The sequence below is a fragment of the Dokdonella immobilis genome (assembly GCF_900115085.1).
GTDB classification, from domain to species: domain Bacteria; phylum Pseudomonadota; class Gammaproteobacteria; order Xanthomonadales; family Rhodanobacteraceae; genus Dokdonella; species Dokdonella immobilis.
Map to the genome: position 1 here is coordinate 66,767 of NZ_FOVF01000003.1, position 23,626 is coordinate 90,392.

The following is a 23,626-nucleotide window of genomic DNA, read 5'->3' on the forward strand; positions in this document are numbered from 1 at the left end:
CATGCCGAGGAAACTGACCCACATCGATGCCGCGGGACACCCGAAAATGGTCGACGTCGGCGCCAAGCAGGCGACTCGGCGCGTTGCCGTGGCCGAGGCGCGCGTGCAATTCCCGGCCGCCGCGGCCAGACAGCTGCAGGCGAACGAACTGCGTTCGGCCAAGGGGCCGGTCATCGATACCGCGATCATTGCCGGCACGCTTGCAGTCAAGCGCACCCACGAACTGATTCCGTTCTGCCATCCGCTCGGCATCGAGAAATGCCGCTTCGAGATCGAATTCGTCTCCGCCACCGAACTGAGGATCCGCTGCGAAGTGGCGGTCACCCACAAGACCGGCGTCGAGATGGAAGCGATGACCGGAGCCAGCGTGGCGGCGCTGACGGTGTACGACATGTGCAAGGCGCTGAGCCACGAAATCGTCATTGCCGATGTTCGCCTGCTCGACAAGAGCGGTGGCAAGCGCACGGTCAAGGCAGGCAAGGTGCAGGGATGAACTACCAACTGCTGTATTTCGCCAGCCTCGCCGACCGCGCCGGCTGCGCCGGTGAATCCGTGCAGTCCGATGCGACGGGCCTGTCCGCGCTGTACGAGGAACTGCGGGTTCGCCACGGCTTCGCCATGGAACCCGCGCGCCTGCGCGTCGCGGTCAATGGCCAGATCGTCGACTGGAGCCATGCCCTGGCCGATGGCGACGAGGTCGTGTTCCTGCCGCCGGTGTCGGGCGGATGAAGCGTTTCGCACTGGCGACGAAGGCAATCGACGTCGTCGCCGAAAAGCGCCGGCTCGACGACAGCCGGGCAGGGGCCTGCGTGCTGTTCGAAGGCTGGGTCAGGAACCACAACGAGGGCCGCCCGGTGATCCGCCTCGACTACCAGGCCTACGCGCCGCTGGCCGAAAGCGAAGGCGAAGCGATTATGGCCGAAGCGATGGCGCGCTTCGAGTTGCGCGCGGCACTTGCTGTGCATCGCACCGGCAGCCTGGCCATCGGCGACCTCGCGGTCTGGATCGGCGTCAGCGCCGACCATCGAAACGCAGCCTTCGAAGCCTGCCGCTGGATCATCGACGAGATCAAGCTGCGCGTGCCGATCTGGAAGAATGAACATTACGCCGATGGGGAGTCGGGTTGGCTGCATCCGGACAATACGCCGGTTGAGACGAGTTCCTGATTGGGTTGCTGGGCGGCGAAGTCTGGGTGCCAGGTTGATTGGTTCGGGGATCTTTACCCGCAAGCGCATGCTGTTTCTCAGGGACCACGCCGAGGCCTGGCCGGGGCGCTGACGCGGTATCGGGAGAGGCAGGGGCAGATTGCGCGGCGTGCCTAAGATTGCGAAAGCTTGAGTGGCGAGGGGGGATAGGGATACGCTGGCCACATGGAAAATGCCCTCTACTACACATTCAGCACTATCGCTCAATCTCTCGCAGCAATAATGGGGCTTTTGGGTGCCGTGGCACTCTTTCGTCTTCAGACGGTCGAGTCTGAGTTGAGAGAACGGGGAAGCAGGATTCTCCGCAGCGTAAATGGGGCGGACGAGGCCACCACATATGCCTATACCTACGGCAGGTTTGAAGAGTTTATCAAGTGCCTTGATCAGTTTATTGAAGGGCGAGAGAAGGCCAGCCTGAAAATAAGATTTGGTTTGTCCGAGAGGGCCGATATTCAGGGGGTCCGGGTCCTTGCTCCCGTACGATCGAGCATAGTGTCACTGGCAAAGTTCTCTTTTGCCATTTCCGGAATCACGATGGTTGGATCCGTTTTGACACTATGTTTGGTACCTTCGATCACTAATGCGCAATGGAATGGTATGCCATTGCGGTTAGGGCCCACGTGCTTGGGGCTTGGATTGGTTGCGTTTACAGTGTGTCTGATATTCGACGCCCGACTTATGTTTAAGCTGATATCTCGGTAGACGGTCTGGCCAGTTACTGAGCGTACTCTTGTTGCGGGATGAGGTAGTCTGGCGGCGATAGTCGAGGCGGAGTGCAAAAATGGACGCGATAAGCGTTGCTACCACGGCCTACAGCGGTCTCAAGGTTGCTGGACAGATTGCTTCTGGACTGCGAGATATCGACGTGCTCATGAAGAGCGCTGAATACAAGATGCAGATTATCGAGTTGGTCGATCGCATCGCTGATTCCAAAATGGCCGTATCGGAAGTTCAAGAAGCCCTGGTCGAAAAAGACAGGGAGATTCGCAGATTGAGCGAACTTCTATCCCAACGAGAAAGCGTTGTGTATGCGCTCTTTGCCTACTATCGAAAGAAGGCGAACGGGAAGCCGGTCGGCGAACCCTATTGCGCTCCCTGTTTTGAAGTGAGAAACAACCTCGTTCATCTGACCCGCTGCAGTAAGGGAATTCATCAGGCCCAATGTCCCGAATGCAAGGCCACGTTTCCTGAACTCACGACGATCCTTTCGCCCTAGCTTCCGCAAGTGGGCCATCCACATTGAGCAGGCGCCTTTTGATCGCTCGGACAGTCGATGCCGGGGGCGGCTACTGCGGGCACCATGCGAGCACGCGGTTCGAAGGTGGCGACCCCGCCAGCCACACCCCGGCACCCGAGTCACTTGCTGCCGTTGCTTCCTTCCGGGCGAAGTCCTGCGCTTATGCGTTGTCGTCGGACAACGCATGCAGGGCTGAGCGACCGGCCAGGGATGGCCGGGCCGGGAGGGGCTCCAGGGATGGCTGCTTGCGCAGAAGCGCTCTTGCTCCATATGACAACGCCAGCGGCGCTGAGCGACCGGCCATGGATGGCCGGGCCGGGAGCAGCTCCAGGGATGGCTGCTTGCCGAGTTGCGCTTCTAGTCGATTCGGAGAGAGTGGCAGCCTCGCCAGCCACACCCCGGCACCCGAGTCACTTGCTGCCGTTGCTTCCTTCCGGACCTGGCGGAGTTCACAAGCTATCGTCGCGAGGGGACAGACGAGGCCACCATAAGACGTATTCGCATCAATGCAGATGCCTTTCAACCCGTGGACGAGCGGGATGTACTCGGCACATCCTGTGCCTCGCCCTTCGGGCAGCTTGCGCTGCACGCATGGGCGTCCTGCCCATGCGTCGAACCCGTCATACTTATTTTCGCGGGTTCGAACCCCGCCCTCCACCTTTCGCGCAAGAATGAGCGCTGCGGCGGATTGCGGTTACCAATTACCTTGAAACTGGCGGAGAGAGCGTCCGCGTTTTCGGCATTCCGTCCCGTCCCATGAAAACCCACGCAGCCTATGTCCTGCGTGGCTCTGCGGGTTTTCGTTGTTTCTTGCCGTTCCACGGCGTACCATCCAAGCGCACCCTTTTATGATGGCGTGGTTGTTGGTACGGAAACATGGCGGAGACTCAGAACATGCCCAGGAAAGCAGACGAGCTGAAGCCGATTCAAGTCGAGCGATTGAAGGCGCCCGGCTTTCATGCTGTCGGAGGCGTTGCCGGGCTTCATCTGCGCGTTTCGGAGACTGGTGCACGATCCTGGATTGCCCGCCTGATGGTCGGCAACAGGCGCCGCGATATCGGGCTCGGTGGCTATCCCGACGTGACCCTCGCACAAGCCCGGGAGCGGGCGAGGGAGGCGCGCGCAAAGGTTCGCGAGGGTATTGACCCCATTGAGGCCCGGCGCGCGGCCCTGACCGCGCTGCGCGGCACCCTGACATTCGACGAGGCGGCCGAACGCTTGATCGAGGCGAAGGCGCCCGAATGGAAGAACGCCAAGCATGCGGCTCAGTGGGCCGCGACGCTGAAGACCTACGCGAGCCCGATCATCGGCAAGCTGCCCGTCGACAAAATCGAGTTGACCCACATCGTCGACGTGTTGACGCCGATATGGCGCGAGAAGACCGAAACCGCGACGAGGCTGCGTTCACGGATCGAAGCGGTCCTGTCTTGGGCCACTGCAAGCGGGTATCGATCGGGCGAGAATCCGGCGCGCTGGCGCGGCAACCTGGATGCGGGCATCTTTCCGAAGGCCGGCAAGATTCGAAAGGTCGTCCATCACGCGGCGCTCGCGATCGACGCATTGCCGGAATTCATGGTCGCATTGCGCGAACGCGACGGCACGGCCGCGCGTGCGCTTGAGTTTCTGATCCTGACAGCAACGCGGTCCGGCGAGGTCCGCGGGGCCCTATGGTCAGAAATCGACCTGGAGGCCGCTGTATGGACGATTCCGGCCAACCGAATGAAGGCGGGCAAAGCGCATGCGGTCCCGCTGTCCGCGCCAGCCCTGGCCCTACTGCGCACCCTGCCGCGGTTCGCGGGTAATGATCTGGTATTCCCGGCCCCGCGTGGGGGAGTTCTATCGGATATGACCCTGACCGCCGTCATGCGGCGCATGCAGATCGATGCGGTGCCGCACGGATTCCGGTCGACCTTCCGAGATTGGGCCAGCGAGCGCACAAGCTACCCGGCGCAGGTTGCCGAGATGGCCTTGGCACATGCCATCGGCAACAAGGTCGAGGCGGCATACCGTCGCGGCGATCTTCTGGCGAAGCGAGTGAACCTGATGCGCGATTGGGCGAAGTTTTGTAGTGCACCGGCCATCGCCGGCAACGTGACACCGATCAAACGGGCGAACACCCGCAAAGTATCCGGCACCAGCCGGTAATCGCCGCGCCGGCGTGCTCACGACACGGCCGGCGTGACTTCCACGACCGAAAACAGGAGTTTCAATCATGGCAACAACGATCGTACCCGATGGATTCACAAAACGAGTCCGCCGCGGGCTTGTCACCAGCAAAAATTGCGTGGTTCTGCCGGCGGAGAACGCGCACACGTTCTCGAACGGCGTCACGCTCCGCGAAGGCGATGAAATGGTCTTCGACCTCGAGGCATGCCCCAAAAATGGCGACCTGGTCCTTCTCTGGCGCGATGGAGGCCGTCCCTTTGTGCGGTGCTGCGAAATTGCCCCGCTTGAATCGGCGCCACGCGACCAATGGTGCATGGGAGTGCTCGAATCTGATCGTGAATCGATTGTGATGATCGACCTCCGAGGGTTCGAGCGAATCGGAGTGTTCACAGGCGTCGCGAAGGCAGTGGAAGTGTCATGACAGGCCCATCAACGTTGATCGATCTGTCAGAAGTGCGAAAGGCCCGAGCGATCAAGACCGATCCAAGCCTCGCACCCATGAGTCGATCGCATCCTTCATTTTGCGGCCTGCTATTGCTCAAGCTTTCCGACCTCGAAAAGGCGGACCCGTGTAGGAGGAATATCCCTGTCTACGAGGATCTCTGTCAGATGGTGCTTGAAGAGCAAAGGGAGATTGAGCGCAATCGGGCCTCGGCTGCTCCTGGCTGGTCGCGCGACTGATGGCCACGAAGCGGACAACGAAGGCAGGCGCGGCGACGGCTGCGCCCAATAAGCAGCGTCTAACGCTGATGACGCGCGCGGAAAAACGAGCCGCGATCGCAGGCGGCGTTGTCGATGACAGAATTCCAGAGGAGGCTTTGCTCCGCCGGCTAAAAGATGAGCCTGGACGAAAATTCGATACTGACCCCATTCTCGACGCGGTGAGGCGAGCCGCCGGTCGCTGCAGAGGGTTTCATGTTCCGAGCGATCCCGGCGGAATCGTTCCACCACGCATGGAGCCTGCGCAGATCGTGGCCCAGGCAAAGGCAACGGTCGCTGTAATCGACGAGCTGCGCGAAAGACTCTCAAACCTGCACCCGCACATCGACTGTTGGGCGAATGACGTGCTCTATCAAAGCCAATCGACGTTTTTGCACGCGCTGAACCTGCGCATCGATCCGGACCTGCTGCGAATCCGCGCGGCCATCGATCATGCCGGCCGCATCGTGGGAGCCAAGAAAGTTCGAACCGGTCCGAAGCAGACCGAGTTGGCAATGGCCAAGGAATCTCTCGCAGACGCGCTCCGCGAGAATTCCGAGCCACGAATGCCGAAAAAAGATGCTCGCGCTCTATCAGGAGAGCTTCTGGGTCTCTGCGGGCTGCATTCCAAGCGCAAGCCGCGCCCAAAACACCCCGATCCTCGCAAACGGCGCCAGTAAGCCAAAAGCAGCGAATTCCCCCCGCAAGTCGGGGGAATTTCGGGCCGACAGCGGCAAATACCCGTGTCTATGCTCCTCGCGCCGCCATGGCAGCCGCAGGCAAACCCGCCGCGGCCCAATCGCGACGAGGAGCCCGAAAATGCAATCCGCACCAGCTCGACAGCCGCTGCAGTGGCTGCGACTTCCCGATCTGATCACGCGCCGTCGGCGCAGCCGATCCGCCACGTATCGCGATATCGAAGATGGGCTGTTTCCGCCGCCGGTTCGTCTCGGCGCGAACTCAAGCGTCTGGCCTGAATTCGAAGTCGACGCGATCGATCGTGCTCGCCTGGCCGGCGCGTCCGATGACGACATTCGGGCGCTGGTAGCGCAGCAGGTTCAGAATCGCAAGGCTGCGGCATGAATTCCGACCATCTGGCCGACGTCCGCCACTTGCGGGCCCTGGCCGGCAATCCCGTCGACCGCATTGCCGACATGCAGTCGGGTATCCGCAGGCTGGACAGCATCGTCACGAACTGGCGGACATTCGGCGCACGACCGCGGTCGCTGCAGGATGCCGAGATCATCGTCGAGGGATTGCGCCGGGCCCTGGTCGAACTGCGAACGCAGGGAGAAGGTGCCGATGCAGGATGATCAGAAGCGACACGGCCCCGCTGCGCTGGAACGCAACGAGGCCGCCAATCAGGAACATCGAGGGCCGCAGTCTATCACCGTCGGCGCCGTGCCTATTCACGGATGCGCGCGCGCGGTGATTGGTGGGGCGCGCTTCTACGTATGGGAGCAGGGTCCGGGCCATTGGCTGGCGCTGCGGAAGTCCGCGGCTCCGTCGACCGTTGCGACCTGCATAGCCGCGCCGGTTCGAAGGTCTCGACTCGCCGGCGCGCTCGAGGCGCTCGGCCTTCGGGACCCAGAGTCCGCCGAATGGATGCCGGCTCGACGCGCGACAGCAGAGCGGCTCTATCGACTGTTGCTGTCGGCAAGGCGTGCCGCATGAGTGCCGCCGATCCCGCACATGCCCGCCCGTTCATGCACCGATTTCGGTCCGGGGTTTTGCGCGCGCCGATCGCGCACCCGCTCAAATGCCTGTTGCTGGTACTCGCTGAGTTCGCCGATAGCGAGGGAGGTTCCTGCTTTCCATCCATTGCCACGCTCGCGCGATTCGCGGGCATGAACGAGAGAACGGCACGGCGATACCTGGAGCAGTCATGCCCTTGGTTCGAGCGTGTCGGGCATGCCGGTATGGATGGTGGCCGGGGCTGGCGCACCTATGGGTATGTCCTTCGGATACCTGATGGTGCGGACACAAGACCCGCACGATGGACCCTATCCCACCCAGATGGTGCGGGCACTGAGTCCGCACCAACAGGGCAACGTGCGGACAATGCGCCCGCACCTGATGGCGCGACGTGCGGACATTCTGTCCGTGTGGTGCGGACATTCACGACAGATGGTGCGGACACAGTGTCCGATGAGGTTGGCTTTGAGATTGGTAAAAGCAAATTGGAAGAGAAGGCGACCGCTGGCGCGATCGCTTCCCCTGCTGACCCTCAGAAGAGGGAGAAGCGTTCAGCAAGAGCGAAAGGCATGACGTTCGACGAGTGGTGCAATGCTCTGGAGCGGAAGGACGAAGACTGCATCTACAGCGATGATCCGATCTTCGAATGGGCCAAGCTCGCAGGCCTGCCACGCGAATACGTGGCTATCGCCTGGACGCAGTTCGGGGAGCGCTTTGGCGGCAGCGACAAGGTTCAGCGCGACTGGCGAGCAACCTTCCGGAACTACGTTCGCCAAGGGTGGCTGAACTGCTGGCGGACAACGCCTGACGGCTACGTGCTGACGACCGTTGGCGAACAGGCCCGGCGCGTTCGCGAAAACCTGAACCTTGAATCTCGATAGAGGGCTTCCGATGACCCATGTCTGCATGACCTGCGGCCGCCACCTGCCGCGCCACCGACGCGCCAAGGCTCGGTATTGCGGCCGGCGATGCGCCGCGCTGCGCAACTGGATCGCACGACAACTTCGGCTGCACCGTGCGAGGCGCCCATGAGCGGCCGCGGCAGACCCCTATGCGGCGCACCGACCCCAAGGGTGGGTCCAAACCTCAGGACCTCGAGCCCGGAACCCGTCGTCCCCCCGTCTTTTTCCCATCCACAAAACGCGAATGCAGAAATCCGAGGAGGACCCCGGGCCATGAAGACAACCGCGACCCTGGTCGGGGACTACCTGAAGGCCTCGCAGGCGCTTTGCGAGCGAATGCTCGACGACCTGGCCCGTACTGATGCCGGAATGGCCGCGTCTGTCGTCGAGGCTGTGCAGGCCGGCGAGCACCTGGCGATTGCCTTTCACTACGAGCGATCAGAGCCGCGGATCGAGCTCGCTGCCGTGAGCGACTACGGCACGCGGCGGCGCATTGCATCGATTCCGCTTCCTCCCCTCGATCAACCCCGGAGCCACGAATGACCCCGAACGAACAAGCGCACCACGACGCTACCGCTGCCGCCATCGAGGCGGTCGAGAAGCTCGCCCAGCTGATGGTTCAGCAACTGCGACTCGCCGATCCGAACCGAGGCGTGGCCATGGATGCCGGCATCGCGCACGGTCTGCCGCTTCGGATCGGTTTCGACTTCACCCAGGCCGGATGCCGGCGCGTGGTGATGAGCGTCATCGAGGAAAGCGGTCGACCCGTCGACCTGGCAACGATCGATTGCGCAGGCGCAGGCTACGTGCGCCGAACGCACTGAACAACTTCCGGAAGCGAGCGCGCCGTGATACATTCTCGATCGAGCCGCGCGCGACGTGCGGCCAACCCGTCTGAGAGTGCGCGACGCGCTCCTGCCGGCAAACGCGAAGTCCCCCGTTTGCAGCGCTGGAGCTGATTTATGCACGCGACTCTGTCCGCATTGCGGACCAAACTCACAACTACCGATTCCACTGCCGGCACCTTCCGCGGTCTCGCGTCGACGTTCGGAGGCGAACCTGATGACTTCGGCGATGTCGTGCTGCGTGGCGCCTTCGCCGCGTCACTGGCAGCGCACAAGGCCAAGGGCACGCGCCCTGCGATGCTCTGGCATCACCGCCTGGAAGATCCGATCGGCGTCTGGACCTCGCTGCGGGAAACCGCCGAAGGTCTCGAGGTCGAAGGCCGCTTGAATCTCGATGTCGCCCGCGGCCGCGAGGCGCATGCGCTGATGCTCGATGACGCGCTCGCCCTGTCCATCGGCTACCGCGTCATGCCGAATGGCTCGATGGTCGAACGGGGCATCCAGTACTTGCAGCAAGTCGACCTGCTCGAAGTGTCCGCGGTGTCGATCCCCGCGAACAGCAATGCACGCATCACCGAAGTGAAAGGCATCCTCGGCTCGCCCGGGGAGTTCGAGCACGCAGTGCGCGACGCACTGGGCTTGAGTGCCCGCCAAGCCAAGAGGCTCTGCGCGGGCGGATGGTCGGCCATGGTTCGCGACGAGCCCGCCGAACGGACCGATTCAGACCTGGTTGCGATTGCCTCGCAGATCCGGGCCATCACCAAATCACTGAGAAATTGAGGACGTAACCATGCAAACGCAAGTTCACACGAAGAGCACCAAGGGCGCCGATGATCGCGGCCACCGTGGCGCCACCAATCACGACCCGGGCCGATCGGGCGATATCGTCCTGAAGGCCATCACCGAACACGGCGAGGCGATCAAGGAATTCCGCGAGGAAGTGGAAGCCAAGCAGAGCGAATTCAGCGTCGAGCTGCGCGAAGTGCAACAGCATGTCGCCCAGGCGATCAAAAGCATCGGCACCCGATCGGATGCCGGTACCGGTCGCGCTATCGATGTCAAATCCCTGGTCGAGTCGGAGGCATTCCAGCGCATCAAGTCGGGCAACCGCGGGACGGCCTGCGGCTTCGAACTCGGCGAGGTATCGATCAAGGCCATGGTGAACGGCGGCGGCGATCCTTCCAGCGTGAACACCGTGTTCTCAAACCCGGCGCAGCCGCTGCCGCACCAGCTTGGCCAGCCGCTGAAGCCGCTGCGCTTCCTGGACGTGCTGACCCCGATCCCGGTCGATCGGAACAGCATCGAGTTCACGCGCCTGACCTGGACCGGTGACGCCGATACCCAGGTCGAGGAAGCCGACGAGAAGGCCGAAATCGAAGGTGAGGGCGAGCCGGTCACGGCCTACGTCGAGACCATCGCCGTGCACACGACGGCATCGGCCCAGATCCTCGACGACGTCGACCAACTGCAGAACACGATCGATCGCGTGCTGACCAACTCCGTCGCCGCCAAGATCGAGTCTCAGCTGATCGTGGGCTCAGGCACGCTGAATCGCATCGAGGGCCTGTACACGCTGGCCAGCACGCTCGCGACCGAAGCCAACTCCGCGGCCGAGAAGATCGGGCAGGCGCTCATGCGGCTGGAAACGCTCGGCTACGTGCCCGATACGATCGTGCTCAACCCGGAAGACTGGTTCGCCATCCAGACGACCAAGGATGCCGATGGGAATTTCATCTACGGCAACCCTGCATCGCCGGCGCCGCCGACACTCTGGAATCGCCGCGTGATTACCCTGGCCAGCGTGCCGGCGGGAACTGCGCTCGTCGGTGACACGAAGCAGTGTGCCTTGCTCGACCGGATGCAGCCCACGCTGTTTATCTCGCGCGACCACAAGGACTACCGCACACGGAACCTGGTCCTTTTGCTCGTCGAGGCACGCGTCGGCCTGCAGACGTTCGACACCGGAGCCTGGCGCAAGGTCCAGCTCGAGCCGGTCAGCCAGTAAGGATTGCCGCGCCCCGGGCATCGCGTCCGGGGCGCGGTCTGTGAGACTGCCGGGATGCATGGTTCCGGCATGGTGAAACGAAACACTCGCTTCCTTGGTCCCCCGGGCATCTGCGACCAGTGCGGCCGGCACTGCCAAGGGCTGCACCAAGTCGGGATGCGCTGCTATCACTGCGGCAAGGGCGCCTTCCTTCACCGCGGGGAATGGATCTATGCCCAATGCCCAGTCTGCAGCGGATACGGCGCCGGGTGCGCTTCCTGCAGGCAAACCGGCGTTTTGGCCACTCCGATCTCACATGCGCCATAGAAGACCCTCCTGGCCCTCTCGCGCCGCGCTTGCGTTCGCTAATCGACGAGTTCTGCAGCGCGAACTAGTACCGAAGCAAGAACTGCCCAAATCGCGAATTCTGCGGCGAAGTCAGCGAAGTCGAATCCGAGCGGATGCACACGGAAGAAGTTTCGACTGTTCTGATCGATGACTCGGCGGAGCACCTCATCGGTTTCCAAGCGCTCTGCGATAGCACCTTTCGTTCGGCCTTTGATGTCTCGAGGTCCAGCAAGTGCGCGAAGTACAGACATTGGCATCGCGGCTAGACGTTCGTTCAACGGAATCTCCGCACCACGGTCGACAGATCCGCAGAGATGCAGGCGCTCGAATCGCGTCCGATAATGGTCGCTCGGTGGGACGAACAACACCGGCGTCCCTTGACGCAGCCGCGCCTCGCACATCTTCACGTTGAAGTAGCACTGGTCATCGTCGTAGAGATGAAACAGCATGTTCGAGAAGACACGCCTTCTGGCGTGCCCTTGCGCCGCCTGGTCGATCCATTCCCCGGCGCCGGCTAGATCATCCCTGATTCGATCCGAGACTGACCGGCTCGGCCTAGCGCTCAGGCGTTCGATTCGAGAAGAGACGAACTCGGAGTGTGTGTTCCAACGGAAGAGAGCTGGCACTAGTTCGTAGATGGATGTGCCGTTCGAAAGGTGCGCGCGGAGAGCGTCCAAATCGTCACATTCGATGTCGATCCTTCCGATCCGTTGCATCGCACACAATCCTATTCCGCAACTGCAAGAGCATTACACGGGCAGAGAATCCGGCTCAACGAAATTGAGTCAAACTGGGTATGCAATCGACCTATGTCGAGGTTTTTGCCGAGTGGACTGATGATCAAGACCGTAGCTCGAGTCATTCTGGCGATCTGGAAGGGAGACCATTGATTCGAACGAGCTCAATTGCATCGAGTAGCGACTTCAGCTCGTCGAGGAGGGTATGCAGACCTGGTGACGTCGTTGAGTGTCGTCTAGTGCAATACCTAATGTGGAAGTCCCCGGCTTGATTCTGTTCGTGCAGAATTTTGAGCCAATCCGGCGAAGATGGAGAAATTCCCAAACCACGCGCGGCCGATTCGGTCCAAAGCTTGTCCAGATCGTGGCCATAAGGACGGCGTGACAGCGTATCTTCATCAAAGCCTGCCCGACTCAAAAATGACTTCAATGCGCATTCCGCACAAAATGCTGCGAGCAGAAGGACGGACAGCATTGGACGTTTCCGAGAGCTGCCGAATACGTTCAAGCCATTCCAAAAATCATGAGCCGCTGCAGCATAACCGGACGTCGCATTGGGCGGCACCATTTCAAAACCTAACGCGCCTCCACTCATTGCAGACCTCCGTCAATTTGACCGCAGCCGCGTTGCGGGTGCGCTATTGGAAGGGTGGCGACCCCGCCAGCCACACCCCGGCGCCCGAGTCACTTGCTGCCGTTGCTTCCTTCCGGACCTGGCGGAGTTCACAAGCTATCGTCGCGAGGGGACAGACGGGGTCACCATAAGACGGTTCTGCCACTGTTGGCGCAGATGTTGGGTTTCGGCGAATTGCTCGCATAACCCATTGATTTTACTTCGTAACTGGCGGAGAGAGCGGGATTCGAACCCGCGAAGCGGGGTTTAGCCGCTTACACACTTTCCAGGCGTGCTCCTTCAACCACTCGGACACCTCTCCGCAACCTACGGCCCCGCGGGGCGGTCCCGCCGCTGCAGCCGGAAAAGCCTGCCATGGCGGGCGGCGGAGGATACTAGGCATGTCCTCTTCAGACAAGCTGGCGGTGAGGAAGTTTGGTCAGGCCGGACAGAACTTGGCACAATCGCGGATCGCTCCACGGAATTGACGATGTCGTATCAGGTTCTCGCGCGCAAATGGCGTCCGCGCCAGTTTTCCGAGCTGGTCGGGCAGGAACACGTCGTCCGCGCGCTGTCGCACGCCCTCGATGGCGGGCGCATCCACCATGCCTTCCTGTTCACCGGCACGCGCGGGGTCGGCAAGACCACGATTGCGCGCATCTTCGCCAAGTCGCTGAACTGCGAGAAGGGTCCGACCTCGCAGCCCTGCGGGGTCTGCGGCATCTGCACCGAGATCGACGCCGGGCGCTTCGTCGACCTGCTCGAGATCGACGCGGCCAGCAACACCGGCATCGACAACGTTCGCGAGCTGATCGACAACGCCCAGTACACGCCCTCGCGCGGTCGCCACAAGGTCTACCTGATCGACGAAGTGCACATGCTGTCCAAGGCCGCGTTCAACGCGCTGCTGAAGACGCTCGAGGAGCCGCCGGCGCACGTCAAGTTCCTGCTCGCGACGACCGATCCGCAGAAATTGCCGATCACGGTGCTGTCGCGCTGCATCAAGTTCAACCTGAAGCGGCTCACGCCCGAGCAGATCCTCGGCCAGATGCGGCACATCCTCGGCGCCGAGGCGGTCGAATTCGAGGACGAGGCGATCGAGGCGCTCTCGCGTGCCGCGGACGGTTCCCTGCGTGACGGCCTGTCCTTGCTGGACCAGGCCATCGCCCATGGCGGTGGCGCGCTGCGCGCGGCCGACGTGCATTCGATGCTCGGCACGGTCGAGCGGGGCCGGGTGCGGGTCTTGCTCGAGGCCCTGGTCGGTCGCGAGGCAGAGAGCCTGTTCGCCGAAGTCGGACGCATCGCTGAATTCGCGCCGGACTTTGGCCAGGTCCTCGACGAGCTGGCCGGGCTGCTGCATCGCATCCAGCTGCAGCAGCTGATGGCCGGAGCGGCGATCGCCGACGGGCCGGAGCTGGCCGAACTGGCGGCGCGGATCGATCCGCGCGAGGTCCAGCTCTTTTACCAGATCGCGATCACGGCGCGGCGCGACCTGCCGCTGGCGCCGACCCAGCGCGTCGGCTTCGAAATGGCCCTGCTGCGCATGCTGGCCTTCGCCCCGAACGGCGGCGAGGGCGGCGCGGCGCCGGGTGATCGCGGCCCGGCCTCGACCGGCACGCGGCCCGTGCCGCCGCCCATCCAGCGCGGAGCCGCCGGTGCTTCACCGGCCGCACGTCCCGCCGACACGGCGGAAGCGGCCAGCCGCGTCAGCCGTTCCCCGGAACGGCCGGCCGACCGGGTCGCGGAAGCGCCGCCCGTGGATACGCCGCTTGTCATCGAGGACTGGCCGGGGCTGCTCGAACGGGCCGAGCTCGGCGGCCCGGTGGGCCAGCTGGCCTTGCATGCGGTCCTGCTCGGGGTCGACGGCAACGTGCTGCGGCTTGGCATGAAGGCGGCACATGAGCACTTCGCTTCGCCGCCCCTGCTCGAAATGCTCGGCCAGCGGCTCGGCGCCGCGCTGGGCCGACCGCTGCGGGTGCGCATCGAGCGCGTGGCCGATGCGGCCGAGAGTCCGGCCGACAGTCGCGCACGGGCCAGTGCCGCGCGGCGCCAGCAGGCCCATGACGGCCTGCATGCGGATCCGGCCGTGCAATCATTGATAGACACTTTCGGCGCCCGCATCATCAGTGATTCGGTACGCCCCCTGGAGAATTGAGATGAAAGGTCCGCTCGCCGGTTTGATGCAGAAGGCCCAGCGCATGCAGGAAGACATGCAGCGCGCCCAGGAAGAGCTGGCCCAGCTCGAGGTCACCGGCCAGGCCGGCGGCGGCCTGGTCAGCGTCGTCATGAGCGGTCGGCACGAGGTGCGCCGGGTCAATATCGACCGCAAGCTGTTTGCCGACGATCCGGAAATGGCCGAAGATCTGGTTGCCGCGGCGATCAACGATGCGGTCAACAAGGTCGGCGCCTTGAGCCAGGAGCGCCTCGGCGGACTGGCTGCCGGCCTCAACCTTCCGGCCGGATTCAAGATGCCGTTTTGAGCACCGGTTCGCCCCTGCTGGCCGACCTGATCGAGGCCCTGCGCTGCCTGCCCGGGGTCGGTGCCAAGACCGCCCAGCGCATGGCCTTCCATATGCTCGAGCGCGACCGGCCCGGCGCCCGGCGACTGGCCGAGCGGCTGGCCGTGGCGGTCGAAAAGGTCGGCAACTGCCGCCGCTGCCGCGGCTTCAGCGAGCAGGAGGTCTGTTCATTCTGCGCCAACGCCTCGCGCGACAAGCACCTGCTCTGCGTCGTCGAGACACCGGTCGACCAGCTCGCCATCGAGCAGGCCACGGGCTATCGCGGACATTATTTCGTGCTGCTCGGCCGGCTCTCGCCGCTGGACGGACTCGGGCCGAAGGAACTCGGCCTCGACCTGCTGGCCGCGCGCCTCGCCGAGGGCGAAATCGAGGAGATGATCGTGGCCACCAATCCGACCGTGGAAGGCGAAGCCACGGCGCACATGCTTTCGCAGCTGGCCCGGGCGGCCGACGTGCGGGCCAGCCGGCTGGCCCATGGCGTGCCGCTCGGCGGCGAACTCGAATTCATCGATCGCGGCACCCTGGCCCATGCCTTCGGCGGGCGCCAGTCGCTGCTCTGAGGAGACTGCTGTGGGCGACACGATATTTGCAAAGATCATCCGACGCGAGATTCCGGCCGATATCGTCTACGAGGACGATGACGTGCTCGCCTTCCGCGACGTCAACGCGCAGGCACCGACCCACATCCTGTTCATTCCGCGGCGTCCGATCGCCACGCTCAACGATCTGGAGGACGGCGATGCGACGCTGATCGGCAAGCTCGTCCTCGCCGCGACCCGTTACGCGCGCAGCGAGGGTTTCGCCGAAGACGGCTACCGCTGCGTGATCAACTGCAATGGCCATGGCGGCCAGAGTGTCTACCACCTGCACCTGCACCTGCTGGCCGGTCGCCAGATGACCTGGCCGCCGGGCTAGGTGTATCTCAAAGGCTATCGCTTGCCGTCGCCGGGATGGGGCGGCGCGGGTTTGACGATGATGACCGGCGGCGGGCCCCAGAATCCGGGGCCCCAATAGGGTCCGAAACCGGGCCCCCAGAACGGGTCATAGGGCCAGACGGCGGACTGGCGGATGATGACCGGCCGCTTCGGCCACAGGTAGATCGTGTCGGCCGCGATCCTCGGATAGGTGTAGTCGAACTGGCCGACGCGGCCGACCTGGGTGCCGCTGACGCTGCCGGTCACGGTCAGCTCGCGGCCCTTGACGAAGACCTCGGGATCGTAGAAGCCTGCCCGGCAGGCGATGAAGCGCCCCTCGCTGGCATCGCGCGATCGCGGTCGCGTGCTGGCATCGAGTTCGCGCGACAGGATCTCGAAGCAGGTCGAGGATTCGCCGGGCTCGACCTTGATGATCTCGCCGCCCCAGCGCACGCGTTCACCGGAATGCGAGCCGGAAAGGCTCTGCTGGGGCGTGAGCGAAGAAAATTCCCCGTTCAGCGGGGCCGGGACGGTCGCACAGGCCGCCAGGGCAAGCATGAGAGGCGTCAGCAGGACGGACTTGTGCATGAGGGGGCTCCTTCGGATGCGTTCATCGTGGTGTTCGCGGTCGTCGGCGGTTGGCGTTCGGGTCGGTCATTGGACCCTTGGCGGCGCACGGAATTCCCGTACCTTGCGCGCGAATGCCTGAACCTCGGCCAAGACCGGTTCGGTTACCGCGTAGCGCAGTCCGACATAGGCGTCGACCAGGTCTTCCAGCCGCGCCCGTTCCGGTGTATCGACAAAGGCGGCGCGGCTGCGATCGAGGAAATCGAGTGGCCCTTCGTTGTCGCGCACGCGAACGCCGCCCCTGGCGACGCGCCGGCAAAGGCGGCCCCAGGCGGCATCGAGGGCATCGTGGCGGGTCGAACGCCCGCTGCGCATGACCCAGAGCGAGGCCGAGAGCAGGATGGCGGCGAATGCACCGGCCAGGGCGAGTAACAGGTCGCGCTGGTCCGCGCTCGAAATGCCGATCGGCTGGAGCAGGCTCTTCTGGCGCAGCGCGTTGAACTGCACGACGGACTGGGTCCAGAGGCGGTTGATCACATCGAGCCGATTGCGCAGGGGCAGCCACCAGGACCCCGAATACCAGGCCCGGTCGCCCGCTGCGGCATCTGCCCCGGATTCGATGCGCAGCGGGTTGACCGCCGCGGTCGGATCGACACGCACCCAGCCGCGACCCTGCAGCCAGACCTCGGACCAGGCATGTGCATCCGACTGTCGGACCAGCAGGTAGTCACCGACGTCGCTCCACCAGCCGCCCTGGTAGCCGGTCACCACGCGCGCCGGGATGCCGGCGGCGCGCATCAGCACGACGAAGGCCGAGCTGAAGTGCTCGCAGAAGCCGGCCCGGGTATCGAAGAGAAAATCGTCGACCGAATTGCGTCCGAGCAGGGGCGCCGACAGGGTGTAGGTGAACTGGGCGTTGAACATGGCCAGCGCGCTGGCGATGACGGCGTCGTCGTTGCGGCCTTCGCTGCGCCAGCGCCCGGCCAGTTCGCGGGTCTTCGGATCGAAGCCTTCGGGCAACTGCAGGGCACGCTGGCGATCGACCGGATCGAGATCCGGGGCCAGCCGATAGGCCAGCACCGAGCGCGCCCGATACTGGTTCGGATTGCGGATGCCGCCTACCGCGCTGAGGGTGCGGTCGGGCCGCATGCGCAGGCCGGTGTCGGCGGACAGCGGCACGTCGAGCGCAACCAGCCACGGCCGATGACTTGGCTCGAAGGTCACTTCGTAGTCGATCGGTGGCGCTTCGCCGACCACGGGTTCCAGCCCCGGCTGCGCCGGCGCTTCCTGGCGCGTCCAGGTGGTCCCGTCGAAGCGCGGCAGCACGATCGAACGGAAATAGCGCGCGCTGGGCGCCGGTGCCGCCGTCTCGAAGCGGACCCGGAAAGCCGGCGAATCGTCGACCAGCAACTCGGTCATCGAACCCGGCGACATGTGGTCATCCAGCCCGGTACGGGCCTCAGCGAAAGCGCCGGGTGTGCCCCACAAGGGCGAACCCAGGCGCGGCGTGAACAGGAATGCCGCGGCGGCCAGCGGCACACCCAGTCCCAGCAACAGCGCCGCCGTGCGCAACTCGGCGCCAAGCGGACGGTTGCTGTCGAGCGGAGCAGGCTCGAGGGCGTTCAGGGTGGCCAGCAGGACGATCAGGCAACTGCTGACGAGCAGGGTGTAGCCGATCGACTGGGTGAACAGCAGCGCGCTCATGAGCACGAATGCGGCGAACGCGGCCGCCGTGCGTGCATCGCGGATGCGTTCGCTCTCGAGCAGCTTCAGCACGAGCAGGCCGCAGGCCAGGGCGCTGCCGGGTTCGCGGCCGAACAGGTTTCCGTAGTTGAGAATGACCACCGCAACCAGCAGCAGGACCAGCGGCACGCGCAGCCAGGCCGATATGGCCTTGGCGCTGCGCGCACGGCTGAACATGCGCAGCGGTGGAACCGCGACCAGGGCGATCGACAGCCACCAGGGCAGGCGGGCGAGATGGGCCGAAACCGCGATCAGGGCGGAAACGGCGAGCAGGTTGAACTGGCGGTTACTGAGGCGCATCGGGCATCAGGGCCAGCGCACGCAGGCAGGCGTGCCGGTGGGAGTGGCCAAGCCCCGGGCCGATGCGCAGCTCGGGCAGTTCGAGGGCGTAGCTCAGCATGGCCGCATCCGCCGCGATCACCCAGGCGGTCAGGCGGCGGATGCGTGCCTCGTGATCGAGGCCGTGCAGGCTGGCGTAGCTGAGCACGCGATTGTCATCGACCGGCACCTCGCTCTCGCGGACCAGCAGGCCGTCGTGCCGGGCCGAGGCTTTCCAGGCGATGCGTCGCTGCGGATCGCCGCTGCGGTACTCCCTCAGGCCGGAAAACTCCTCGCCGTCACCGGCGCTGAAGCGCTCGCCGAGCTGGCCCGGTCCATGCGGAAGCGGCGGAGCGGATTCCTCGATCGCCGGGTAGACCAGAATCGAGGTCTGCGGGTTGATCCAGCTCCAGACGACGAACAGGCCGAGCGGTTGATCGGTCCAGAGCTTCATGCGCCCGGGTCGCATCCAGCCTCGCCGCGGCGCGGGCAGCTGGATGGCGACCCCGGCGCCGTCGCCGGCTGCGAGGGCGAAGGCGAACAGGTGCGTGCCGATGCGCAGGCGCAGGCTGGGCCGCGCACGCGCCGATGCGTGAAAGTGCAGCGTCAGGGGCAGCGCGTGGCCGGCATGGCACTCGGCGGCATGGATCGCAACCAGCTCGAGGCCGGCGAGCGTGCGGAATCCGGCGAACAGGCTCATCCAGGCGGCGGCGGCGAGAAAGCAGGTCAGCAGCAGGGCGGCGTTGTTGGCGTAGTTGAGCGCGCCGAGCTGCATGATGACGAGGAGCGCGCCAAATCCGATGCCGAAGGCCGTCGGCAGGACGTAGATGCGCCGCCGGTGCAAGCGGATCGGCAGGGCCTCGGCGGCGCGCAGGCGGGTCAGCGCCGGCAGCCGCCGCTCGGCCAGCGCGAGCAGCTTCTGCCAGGTCGATTCGAGCCTTGCGCCGAGGGCGCTCATCGCACCGGCGTGTTCTCGATCAGGCTGGCAACCACGGCGGCCCGACTCGTCTGCGAGCCGGATCCGAGGCTCAGTCGGTGCGCGGCAATGTACGGAAAGACCTTTTGCACATCTTCGGGGACGACGAAATTGCGGCCGCCGAGCAGGGCATGAGCGCGCGCCGCCGCGAGAATGGAAAGGCCGGCCCGTGGCGAAAGGCCGATCCGGATCTCGGCATGGCGGCGACTGGCCTCGAGCAGGTTCTGCACGTAGGCGATCAGCGAGCTGCTGGCCAGTACCGACGCGGTCGCCTTGCGCAGGGCCAGGATCTGATCCGGAGCGAGGCAGGGGCCGAGTTGTTCGAGCAATTGCCGGCGATCCGTCGAACCGAGCATCGAACGCTCCGATTCCGGATCCGGGTAGCCCAGGCTCATGCGCAGCATGAAGCGGTCGAGCTGCGAATCGGGCAGCGGGTAGGTTCCGGCGAAATCGACCGGATTCTGGGTCGCGACGACGAAGAACGGGGCAGGCAGGGCATGCGTGCGGCCGTCGATCGTGACCTGGCCTTCGGCCATGGCCTCGAGCAGGGCGCTCTGCGTCTTCGGCGTGGCCCGGTTGATTTCGTCGGCCAGCAGCAGCTGGGTGAAGACCGGACCGTTGTGGAACTTGAAGCTGCCCGGATCGCGCTCGTAGATGCTGACCCCGATGATGTCCGACGGCAGCAGGTCGCTGGTGAACTGGACGCGCTGGAAATCCAGGCCCAGGGTAATCGCCAGGGCATGGGCCAGCGTGGTCTTGCCGACTCCGGGCAGATCCTCGATGAGCAGGTGCCCGCCGGCGAGCAGACAGACGAAGGCCAGGCGCACCTCCTGTTTCTTGCCGAGCAGGATGCCGTTGACCTGGACGATGCTGCGGGCCAGGGCCTCGCGCAGGTCGGCGGCCAGTCCGGGGACGGCGGATTCGGGGGCGACGGGCGTATCAGGCATGGGCTGCAGGGTGGTTGCGGAGACGGGCTGCACGGCCTAAGGGCTGCGGTCGCCAGTGTAGCCTCTGCCCGCAGCGGCAGGCGACCCGGCCGCCGCCGTTGCGGCTCCGCTCATGCCCCTGCATCGACCAGTGGTCGGCGCCAGGCAGACCGGTCAGGGAATGGCCAGCCCGGCTTCGCGCAACAGGCGGCACAGCGCGATCAGGGGCAGCCCGACCAGGGCACTGGGATCATCGCTTTCGATGCGTTCGAACAGGGCGATCCCGCGCCCCTCGACCTTGAAACTGCCGGCGCAGTCGAACGGACGTTCAAGCTCGAGGTAGCGATGGATTTCCGCGTCGCCGAGCTCGCGAAAGTGCACCCGGGTCGTGTCGATGGCCGAACGCACGGTCATCGCTCCGGCGCGCGTGTCGACCACGCAGAGGGCGGTGTGGAAGCTCAGCATCCTGCCCGAGCTCTGCCTGAGCTGCGCGAATGCGCGTTCGGCGGTGCCCGGCTTGCCGAGCGGGCGCGCATCGAGTTCGGCGACCTGGTCGGAGCCGATGACCAGGCTGTCGGTGCAGTCGGCGGCCACGGCCCTGGCCTTGCCGATGGCCAGCCGCAACGCGGTGTCGCGCGGCAATTCCCCATCCCGTGGCGTCTCGTCGACGTGGCTGGCCATGCTGCGGAAGTCGGCCACGACCCGGCCCAGCATCTGCGCGCGGTAGGGCGAGGTCGAGGCGAGGACCAGCGTGGGACCACGGCCACTCACGAGTGGGTCTTCTCCATGTCGCCGCCGGCGCTGGCCAGTTCCTTGCGCACCTCGTCGAGCCGGTCGAGCTGCAGGGCCAGCTTTTCGCGCGAGTGGACCAGCGCCGCCGAGGCGGCCTTGAGTTCCGCCAGCGAGGCGTCGGCGCCGAACTGCTTGAGCCATAGCCGATGCTGGAGCAGGTCGTGGAGAGCCGCCTGGACTTCGGGTTCGGCGGTCAGGGTCGCGTGCGCGGACAGGCTGATCGCCGGCGGCAGGCGGCTGACCAGGGGGGGTATTTCACGCAGCCGGGCGCGGCACTCCTGCAACTCGTGCTCGAGGGCATCGGCGTGGTCGAGCACGCTGCGCAACTCGCGGGTGCGCGCTCCGAGGCGACGTTCCCTGATCCATACGAAGATCGGAATCGGAGCCAGCAGCAGCGCAGCAATGAGCAGGTAGTCCAGCAAGCGTGGTTCCCCCGGAAAAGGCACCAGTCTGCCGGTTGCCGGCCCGCCCAGCAATTCCTCGCGGAAAGCGCTAAAATTGCGGTCCCGGTCAACTGCTTGCGCCGATTTGCGATTTGACATCGGCAACGCTCGCACCTACCATCGCGCGCCCATGCCAGACACCTTGCCAGACAGTGTGGATCCTTGGCGCATGGTGCAGGGCGGGCGCGTGTTCGAAGGAACGGTGCCGTTACGGCAGCTCGAGCGCCTGCGGGACCTGCTGGCTTCGGCCGAGGGAGACGCCGTCTACAGGGTCGAATTCGGCATCGACGAGTTCGACGTTGAATTCGTCGATATCCGTGTGGATACGGGGCTGCCGCTGGTATGCCAGCGCACGATGAACGTCTTCGTGCAGCCGTGCAGCATCAGCCAGCGACTCGGATTGTTGCGGGACGAGCGGGAAGAGAATGCGTTACCCGAGGGTTACGAGCCGTTGCTCGTGACCGACGGTCAGTTGCACATCAAGGATGTCCTCGAGGATGAGTTGATCCTCGCATTGCCGTTGGTGCCCTTGAGTCCGGGCGCACCGCTGGAGCAGGTGCCGGTTACCGCCGGGTCCGCTCCGGAGGACGGCCAGTCGCCGAATCCGTTCGCCGCACTGGGACAGTTGAAGAGTTCGCGACACTGAACAGGCATCTCCTGATGCCGTGGTGTCGCGCCACCCTGGTCAGTTTCATTACTTACGCTTGCACGCAAGCCTGGATTCATCTGGAGAGTTGTCATGGCAGTCGCCAAAAGTCGTAAATCCCCGTCCCGCCGCGGCATGCGCCGCGCGCACGATGCCCTTACCGCAAAGCAGCTGGCGACCGACCCGACCTCGGGCGAGGTGCATCTGCGCCATCACGTCACCAAGGATGGCTACTACCGCGGCAAGAAGGTGATCGAAAGCAAGACCCCGGTCGCCGACGCGGATTGATTCCGCACGGATGATGCGCTGAAGCGGCGGACGCCCCGACCCGGGGTTCCGCCGTTTCCATTTGTTCGGGAGAAACGGCTCTGTTCTACTCACGCATTGCGGGCACCGGCAGCTATCTGCCGGAAAAAATCGTCACCAACAAGGATCTGGAGCAGTTCGTCGATACCAGCGACGAATGGATCCGGACCCGTACCGGCATCCGTGAGCGACGCAAGGCTGCGGATGGCGAGACCACAGGCGATCTGGCTTTCCATGCCGCGACCCGGGCCCTCGAGGCGGCCGGTGTCGAGGCCTCCGAAATCGACCTGATCGTGCTCGGCACGACTACCCCCGACATCATCTTTCCCTCGACCGCCTGCCTGCTGCAGCATCGGCTCGGGGCGAACGGCTGCGCCGCGTTCGACGTCAATGCCGCATGCTCGGGCTTCGTCTATGCGCTCGGCGTGGCCAATGCCTTCATTCGCAGCGGGCAGTCGAAGAAGGCGCTCGTGGTCGGTGCGGAAACCCTGACCCGCATGCTCGACTGGAGCGATCGCGGCACCTGCGTGCTGTTCGGCGACGGCGCCGGCGCCGTGGTCCTCGAGGTCGCCGAGGAGCCGGGCATCTATACGACCAAGCTGCACGCCGATGGCGGCTACAAGCATTTGCTGTACAACCCGGTCGGCGTTTCGGCCGGTTTCCGCGACGACGAGCCGAACCACGGCATCCGCGTGATGATGACCGGCAATGAAGTGTTCAAGGTCGCGGTCAAGACCCTCGACCGCATCGTCGGCGAAACCCTCGAAGCGGCCGGCATGGACGAATCCCAGGTCGACTGGCTGATTCCGCACCAGGCCAACCTGCGCATCATCGAAGCCACGGCCAAGCGCCTCAAGCTGCCGATGGAGCGCGTCATCGTCACCGTCGACCGACACGGCAATACCTCCTCGGGGTCGGTGCCGCTGGCCCTCGACGAAGCGGTTCGTTCGGGCAAGGTCAAGCGCGGGCAGAACATCCTCCTCGAAGCATTCGGCGGCGGCTTCACCTGGGCTTCCGCGCTGCTTCGTTACTGATTTCCGGAGCA

At 64.6% G+C, this 23,626-nt stretch carries 29 protein-coding genes, 1 tRNA gene and 2 other RNA genes; 21 read left to right on the forward strand and 11 right to left on the reverse strand.

Annotated elements, in window-relative coordinates:
- The first annotated feature begins 1 nt into the window (after position 1).
- The 4 genes from moaC to BM125_RS03055 all read left to right on the forward strand — a co-directional run bounded on the left by moaC (position 2) and on the right by BM125_RS03055 (position 2,421).
- Entirely contained in the window at positions 2-493 is a 492-nt protein-coding gene (moaC, locus tag BM125_RS03035; RefSeq protein WP_092404766.1) for a cyclic pyranopterin monophosphate synthase MoaC, read from the forward strand.
- On the forward strand, positions 490-729 hold the full coding sequence (locus BM125_RS03040) for a MoaD/ThiS family protein (RefSeq protein ID WP_092404768.1): 240 nt from the start codon (positions 490-492) through the stop codon (positions 727-729). The genes moaC and BM125_RS03040 overlap by 4 nt, the downstream gene beginning before the upstream one ends.
- Positions 726-1,166 carry a molybdenum cofactor biosynthesis protein MoaE gene (locus tag BM125_RS03045; RefSeq protein ID WP_092404770.1) on the forward strand — a complete coding sequence of 147 codons (441 nt, stop codon included), beginning with the start codon at positions 726-728 and terminating at the stop codon, positions 1,164-1,166. Before BM125_RS03040 ends, BM125_RS03045 begins: the two co-directional genes overlap by 4 nt.
- Positions 1,167-1,986: 820 nt before the next feature.
- Positions 1,987-2,421, forward strand: coding sequence for a hypothetical protein (locus tag BM125_RS03055; protein WP_092404774.1), 435 nt, complete (start codon positions 1,987-1,989; stop codon positions 2,419-2,421).
- Between the two features lie 403 nt (positions 2,422-2,824).
- On the opposite strand, the gene ffs (BM125_RS03060) is transcribed toward BM125_RS03055, so the two are convergent.
- Positions 2,825-2,921: signal recognition particle sRNA small type (gene ffs / locus BM125_RS03060), an RNA gene on the reverse strand.
- A gap of 415 nt (positions 2,922-3,336) precedes the next feature.
- Between ffs (BM125_RS03060) and BM125_RS03065 the strand changes: the two genes are divergently transcribed.
- From BM125_RS03065 to BM125_RS03110, 10 genes are all read left to right on the forward strand, one after another.
- Positions 3,337-4,587, forward strand: coding sequence for a tyrosine-type recombinase/integrase (locus BM125_RS03065; RefSeq protein ID WP_175497885.1), 1,251 nt, complete (start codon positions 3,337-3,339; stop codon positions 4,585-4,587).
- A 67-nt stretch (positions 4,588-4,654) separates the two neighbouring features.
- Positions 4,655-5,029, forward strand: coding sequence for a hypothetical protein (locus BM125_RS03070; RefSeq protein ID WP_139224836.1), 375 nt, complete (start codon positions 4,655-4,657; stop codon positions 5,027-5,029).
- Positions 5,030-5,288: 259 nt separating this feature from the next.
- On the forward strand, positions 5,289-5,987 hold the full coding sequence (locus BM125_RS19665) for a hypothetical protein (protein ID WP_139224837.1): 699 nt from the start codon (positions 5,289-5,291) through the stop codon (positions 5,985-5,987).
- Positions 5,988-6,126: 139 nt separating this feature from the next.
- Positions 6,127-6,390 (forward strand): helix-turn-helix transcriptional regulator, encoded by a 264-nt coding sequence (locus tag BM125_RS03080; protein WP_092404782.1) that lies wholly within the window; start codon positions 6,127-6,129, stop codon positions 6,388-6,390.
- The gene (locus tag BM125_RS03085; RefSeq protein ID WP_092404784.1) at positions 6,387-6,620 is read left to right on the forward strand and encodes a hypothetical protein; all 234 of its coding nucleotides are present in this window, start codon (positions 6,387-6,389) and stop codon (positions 6,618-6,620) included. Before BM125_RS03080 ends, BM125_RS03085 begins: the two co-directional genes overlap by 4 nt.
- Positions 6,621-6,977: 357 nt before the next feature.
- A complete protein-coding gene (locus BM125_RS03090) occupies positions 6,978-7,883 on the forward strand; it encodes a helix-turn-helix domain-containing protein (RefSeq protein WP_175497886.1) in 906 nt (301 codons plus the stop codon).
- A 294-nt stretch (positions 7,884-8,177) separates the two neighbouring features.
- Positions 8,178-8,447, forward strand: coding sequence for a hypothetical protein (locus tag BM125_RS03095; RefSeq protein WP_092404788.1), 270 nt, complete (start codon positions 8,178-8,180; stop codon positions 8,445-8,447).
- The gene (locus tag BM125_RS03100) at positions 8,444-8,728 is read left to right on the forward strand and encodes a hypothetical protein (protein ID WP_092404790.1); all 285 of its coding nucleotides are present in this window, start codon (positions 8,444-8,446) and stop codon (positions 8,726-8,728) included. Before BM125_RS03095 ends, BM125_RS03100 begins: the two co-directional genes overlap by 4 nt.
- Before the next feature lie 138 nt (positions 8,729-8,866).
- A complete protein-coding gene (locus BM125_RS03105) occupies positions 8,867-9,529 on the forward strand; it encodes an HK97 family phage prohead protease (RefSeq protein WP_092404792.1) in 663 nt (220 codons plus the stop codon).
- Between the two features lie 10 nt (positions 9,530-9,539).
- The gene (locus BM125_RS03110; protein ID WP_092404794.1) at positions 9,540-10,754 is read left to right on the forward strand and encodes a phage major capsid protein; all 1,215 of its coding nucleotides are present in this window, start codon (positions 9,540-9,542) and stop codon (positions 10,752-10,754) included.
- 344 nt (positions 10,755-11,098) lie between these two features.
- Here BM125_RS03110 and BM125_RS03115 read toward each other — a convergent pair whose 3' ends face one another.
- From BM125_RS03115 to BM125_RS03125, 4 genes are all read right to left on the reverse strand, one after another.
- Complete coding sequence (locus BM125_RS03115; RefSeq protein WP_092404796.1) at positions 11,099-11,797, reverse strand: hypothetical protein; 699 nt, start codon at positions 11,795-11,797, stop codon at positions 11,099-11,101.
- Positions 11,798-11,939: 142 nt separating this feature from the next.
- Positions 11,940-12,413 (reverse strand): HEPN domain-containing protein, encoded by a 474-nt coding sequence (locus BM125_RS19670; RefSeq protein WP_139224838.1) that lies wholly within the window; start codon positions 12,411-12,413, stop codon positions 11,940-11,942.
- A gap of 61 nt (positions 12,414-12,474) precedes the next feature.
- An RNA gene (ffs, locus tag BM125_RS03120) (signal recognition particle sRNA small type) lies at positions 12,475-12,571 on the reverse strand.
- An 89-nt stretch (positions 12,572-12,660) separates the two neighbouring features.
- Positions 12,661-12,753: transfer RNA gene (locus BM125_RS03125), tRNA-Ser, on the reverse strand.
- Positions 12,754-12,921: 168 nt separating this feature from the next.
- On the opposite strand from BM125_RS03125, the gene dnaX reads away from it, so the two are divergent.
- From dnaX to BM125_RS03145, 4 genes are read left to right on the forward strand one after another with little or no spacing between them, the layout of a single operon-like run.
- Positions 12,922-14,586, forward strand: a complete 1,665-nt coding sequence (gene dnaX, locus BM125_RS03130) for a DNA polymerase III subunit gamma/tau (protein ID WP_092404798.1) — start codon at positions 12,922-12,924, stop codon at positions 14,584-14,586.
- A gap of 1 nt (position 14,587) precedes the next feature.
- Complete coding sequence (locus BM125_RS03135) at positions 14,588-14,911, forward strand: YbaB/EbfC family nucleoid-associated protein (protein WP_092404800.1); 324 nt, start codon at positions 14,588-14,590, stop codon at positions 14,909-14,911.
- Entirely contained in the window at positions 14,908-15,510 is a 603-nt protein-coding gene (recR, locus tag BM125_RS03140) for a recombination mediator RecR (RefSeq protein ID WP_092404802.1), read from the forward strand. Before BM125_RS03135 ends, recR begins: the two co-directional genes overlap by 4 nt.
- Positions 15,511-15,520: 10 nt before the next feature.
- Positions 15,521-15,865, forward strand: a complete 345-nt coding sequence (locus tag BM125_RS03145) for a histidine triad nucleotide-binding protein (protein WP_092405166.1) — start codon at positions 15,521-15,523, stop codon at positions 15,863-15,865.
- 14 nt (positions 15,866-15,879) lie between these two features.
- Here the strand turns inward: BM125_RS03145 and BM125_RS03150 are convergent, their stop codons facing one another.
- The 6 genes from BM125_RS03150 to BM125_RS20560 all read right to left on the reverse strand — a co-directional run bounded on the left by BM125_RS03150 (position 15,880) and on the right by BM125_RS20560 (position 21,608).
- On the reverse strand, positions 15,880-16,452 hold the full coding sequence (locus BM125_RS03150; RefSeq protein WP_092404804.1) for a Slp family lipoprotein: 573 nt from the start codon (positions 16,450-16,452) through the stop codon (positions 15,880-15,882).
- 66 nt (positions 16,453-16,518) lie between these two features.
- Positions 16,519-18,474: a transglutaminase TgpA family protein gene (locus BM125_RS03155; protein ID WP_092404806.1), complete on the reverse strand. Its 1,956-nt coding sequence runs from the start codon at positions 18,472-18,474 to the stop codon at positions 16,519-16,521.
- Complete coding sequence (locus BM125_RS03160) at positions 18,461-19,450, reverse strand: DUF58 domain-containing protein (protein ID WP_092404808.1); 990 nt, start codon at positions 19,448-19,450, stop codon at positions 18,461-18,463. The genes BM125_RS03155 and BM125_RS03160 overlap by 14 nt, the downstream gene beginning before the upstream one ends.
- A complete protein-coding gene (locus tag BM125_RS03165) occupies positions 19,447-20,415 on the reverse strand; it encodes an AAA family ATPase (protein WP_092404810.1) in 969 nt (322 codons plus the stop codon). The genes BM125_RS03160 and BM125_RS03165 overlap by 4 nt, the downstream gene beginning before the upstream one ends.
- A gap of 153 nt (positions 20,416-20,568) precedes the next feature.
- Complete coding sequence (locus BM125_RS03170; RefSeq protein WP_281243920.1) at positions 20,569-21,165, reverse strand: Maf family protein; 597 nt, start codon at positions 21,163-21,165, stop codon at positions 20,569-20,571.
- Entirely contained in the window at positions 21,162-21,608 is a 447-nt protein-coding gene (locus BM125_RS20560) for a hypothetical protein (RefSeq protein ID WP_245778774.1), read from the reverse strand. The genes BM125_RS03170 and BM125_RS20560 overlap by 4 nt, the downstream gene beginning before the upstream one ends.
- Before the next feature lie 190 nt (positions 21,609-21,798).
- On the opposite strand from BM125_RS20560, the gene BM125_RS03175 reads away from it, so the two are divergent.
- From BM125_RS03175 to BM125_RS03185, 3 genes are all read left to right on the forward strand, one after another.
- Entirely contained in the window at positions 21,799-22,275 is a 477-nt protein-coding gene (locus BM125_RS03175) for a YceD family protein (protein WP_245778775.1), read from the forward strand.
- A gap of 93 nt (positions 22,276-22,368) precedes the next feature.
- On the forward strand, positions 22,369-22,563 hold the full coding sequence (gene rpmF / locus BM125_RS03180) for a 50S ribosomal protein L32 (protein WP_092404816.1): 195 nt from the start codon (positions 22,369-22,371) through the stop codon (positions 22,561-22,563).
- An 80-nt stretch (positions 22,564-22,643) separates the two neighbouring features.
- The gene (locus BM125_RS03185) at positions 22,644-23,615 is read left to right on the forward strand and encodes a beta-ketoacyl-ACP synthase III (RefSeq protein ID WP_092404818.1); all 972 of its coding nucleotides are present in this window, start codon (positions 22,644-22,646) and stop codon (positions 23,613-23,615) included.
- Positions 23,616-23,626: the final 11 nt, after the last annotated feature.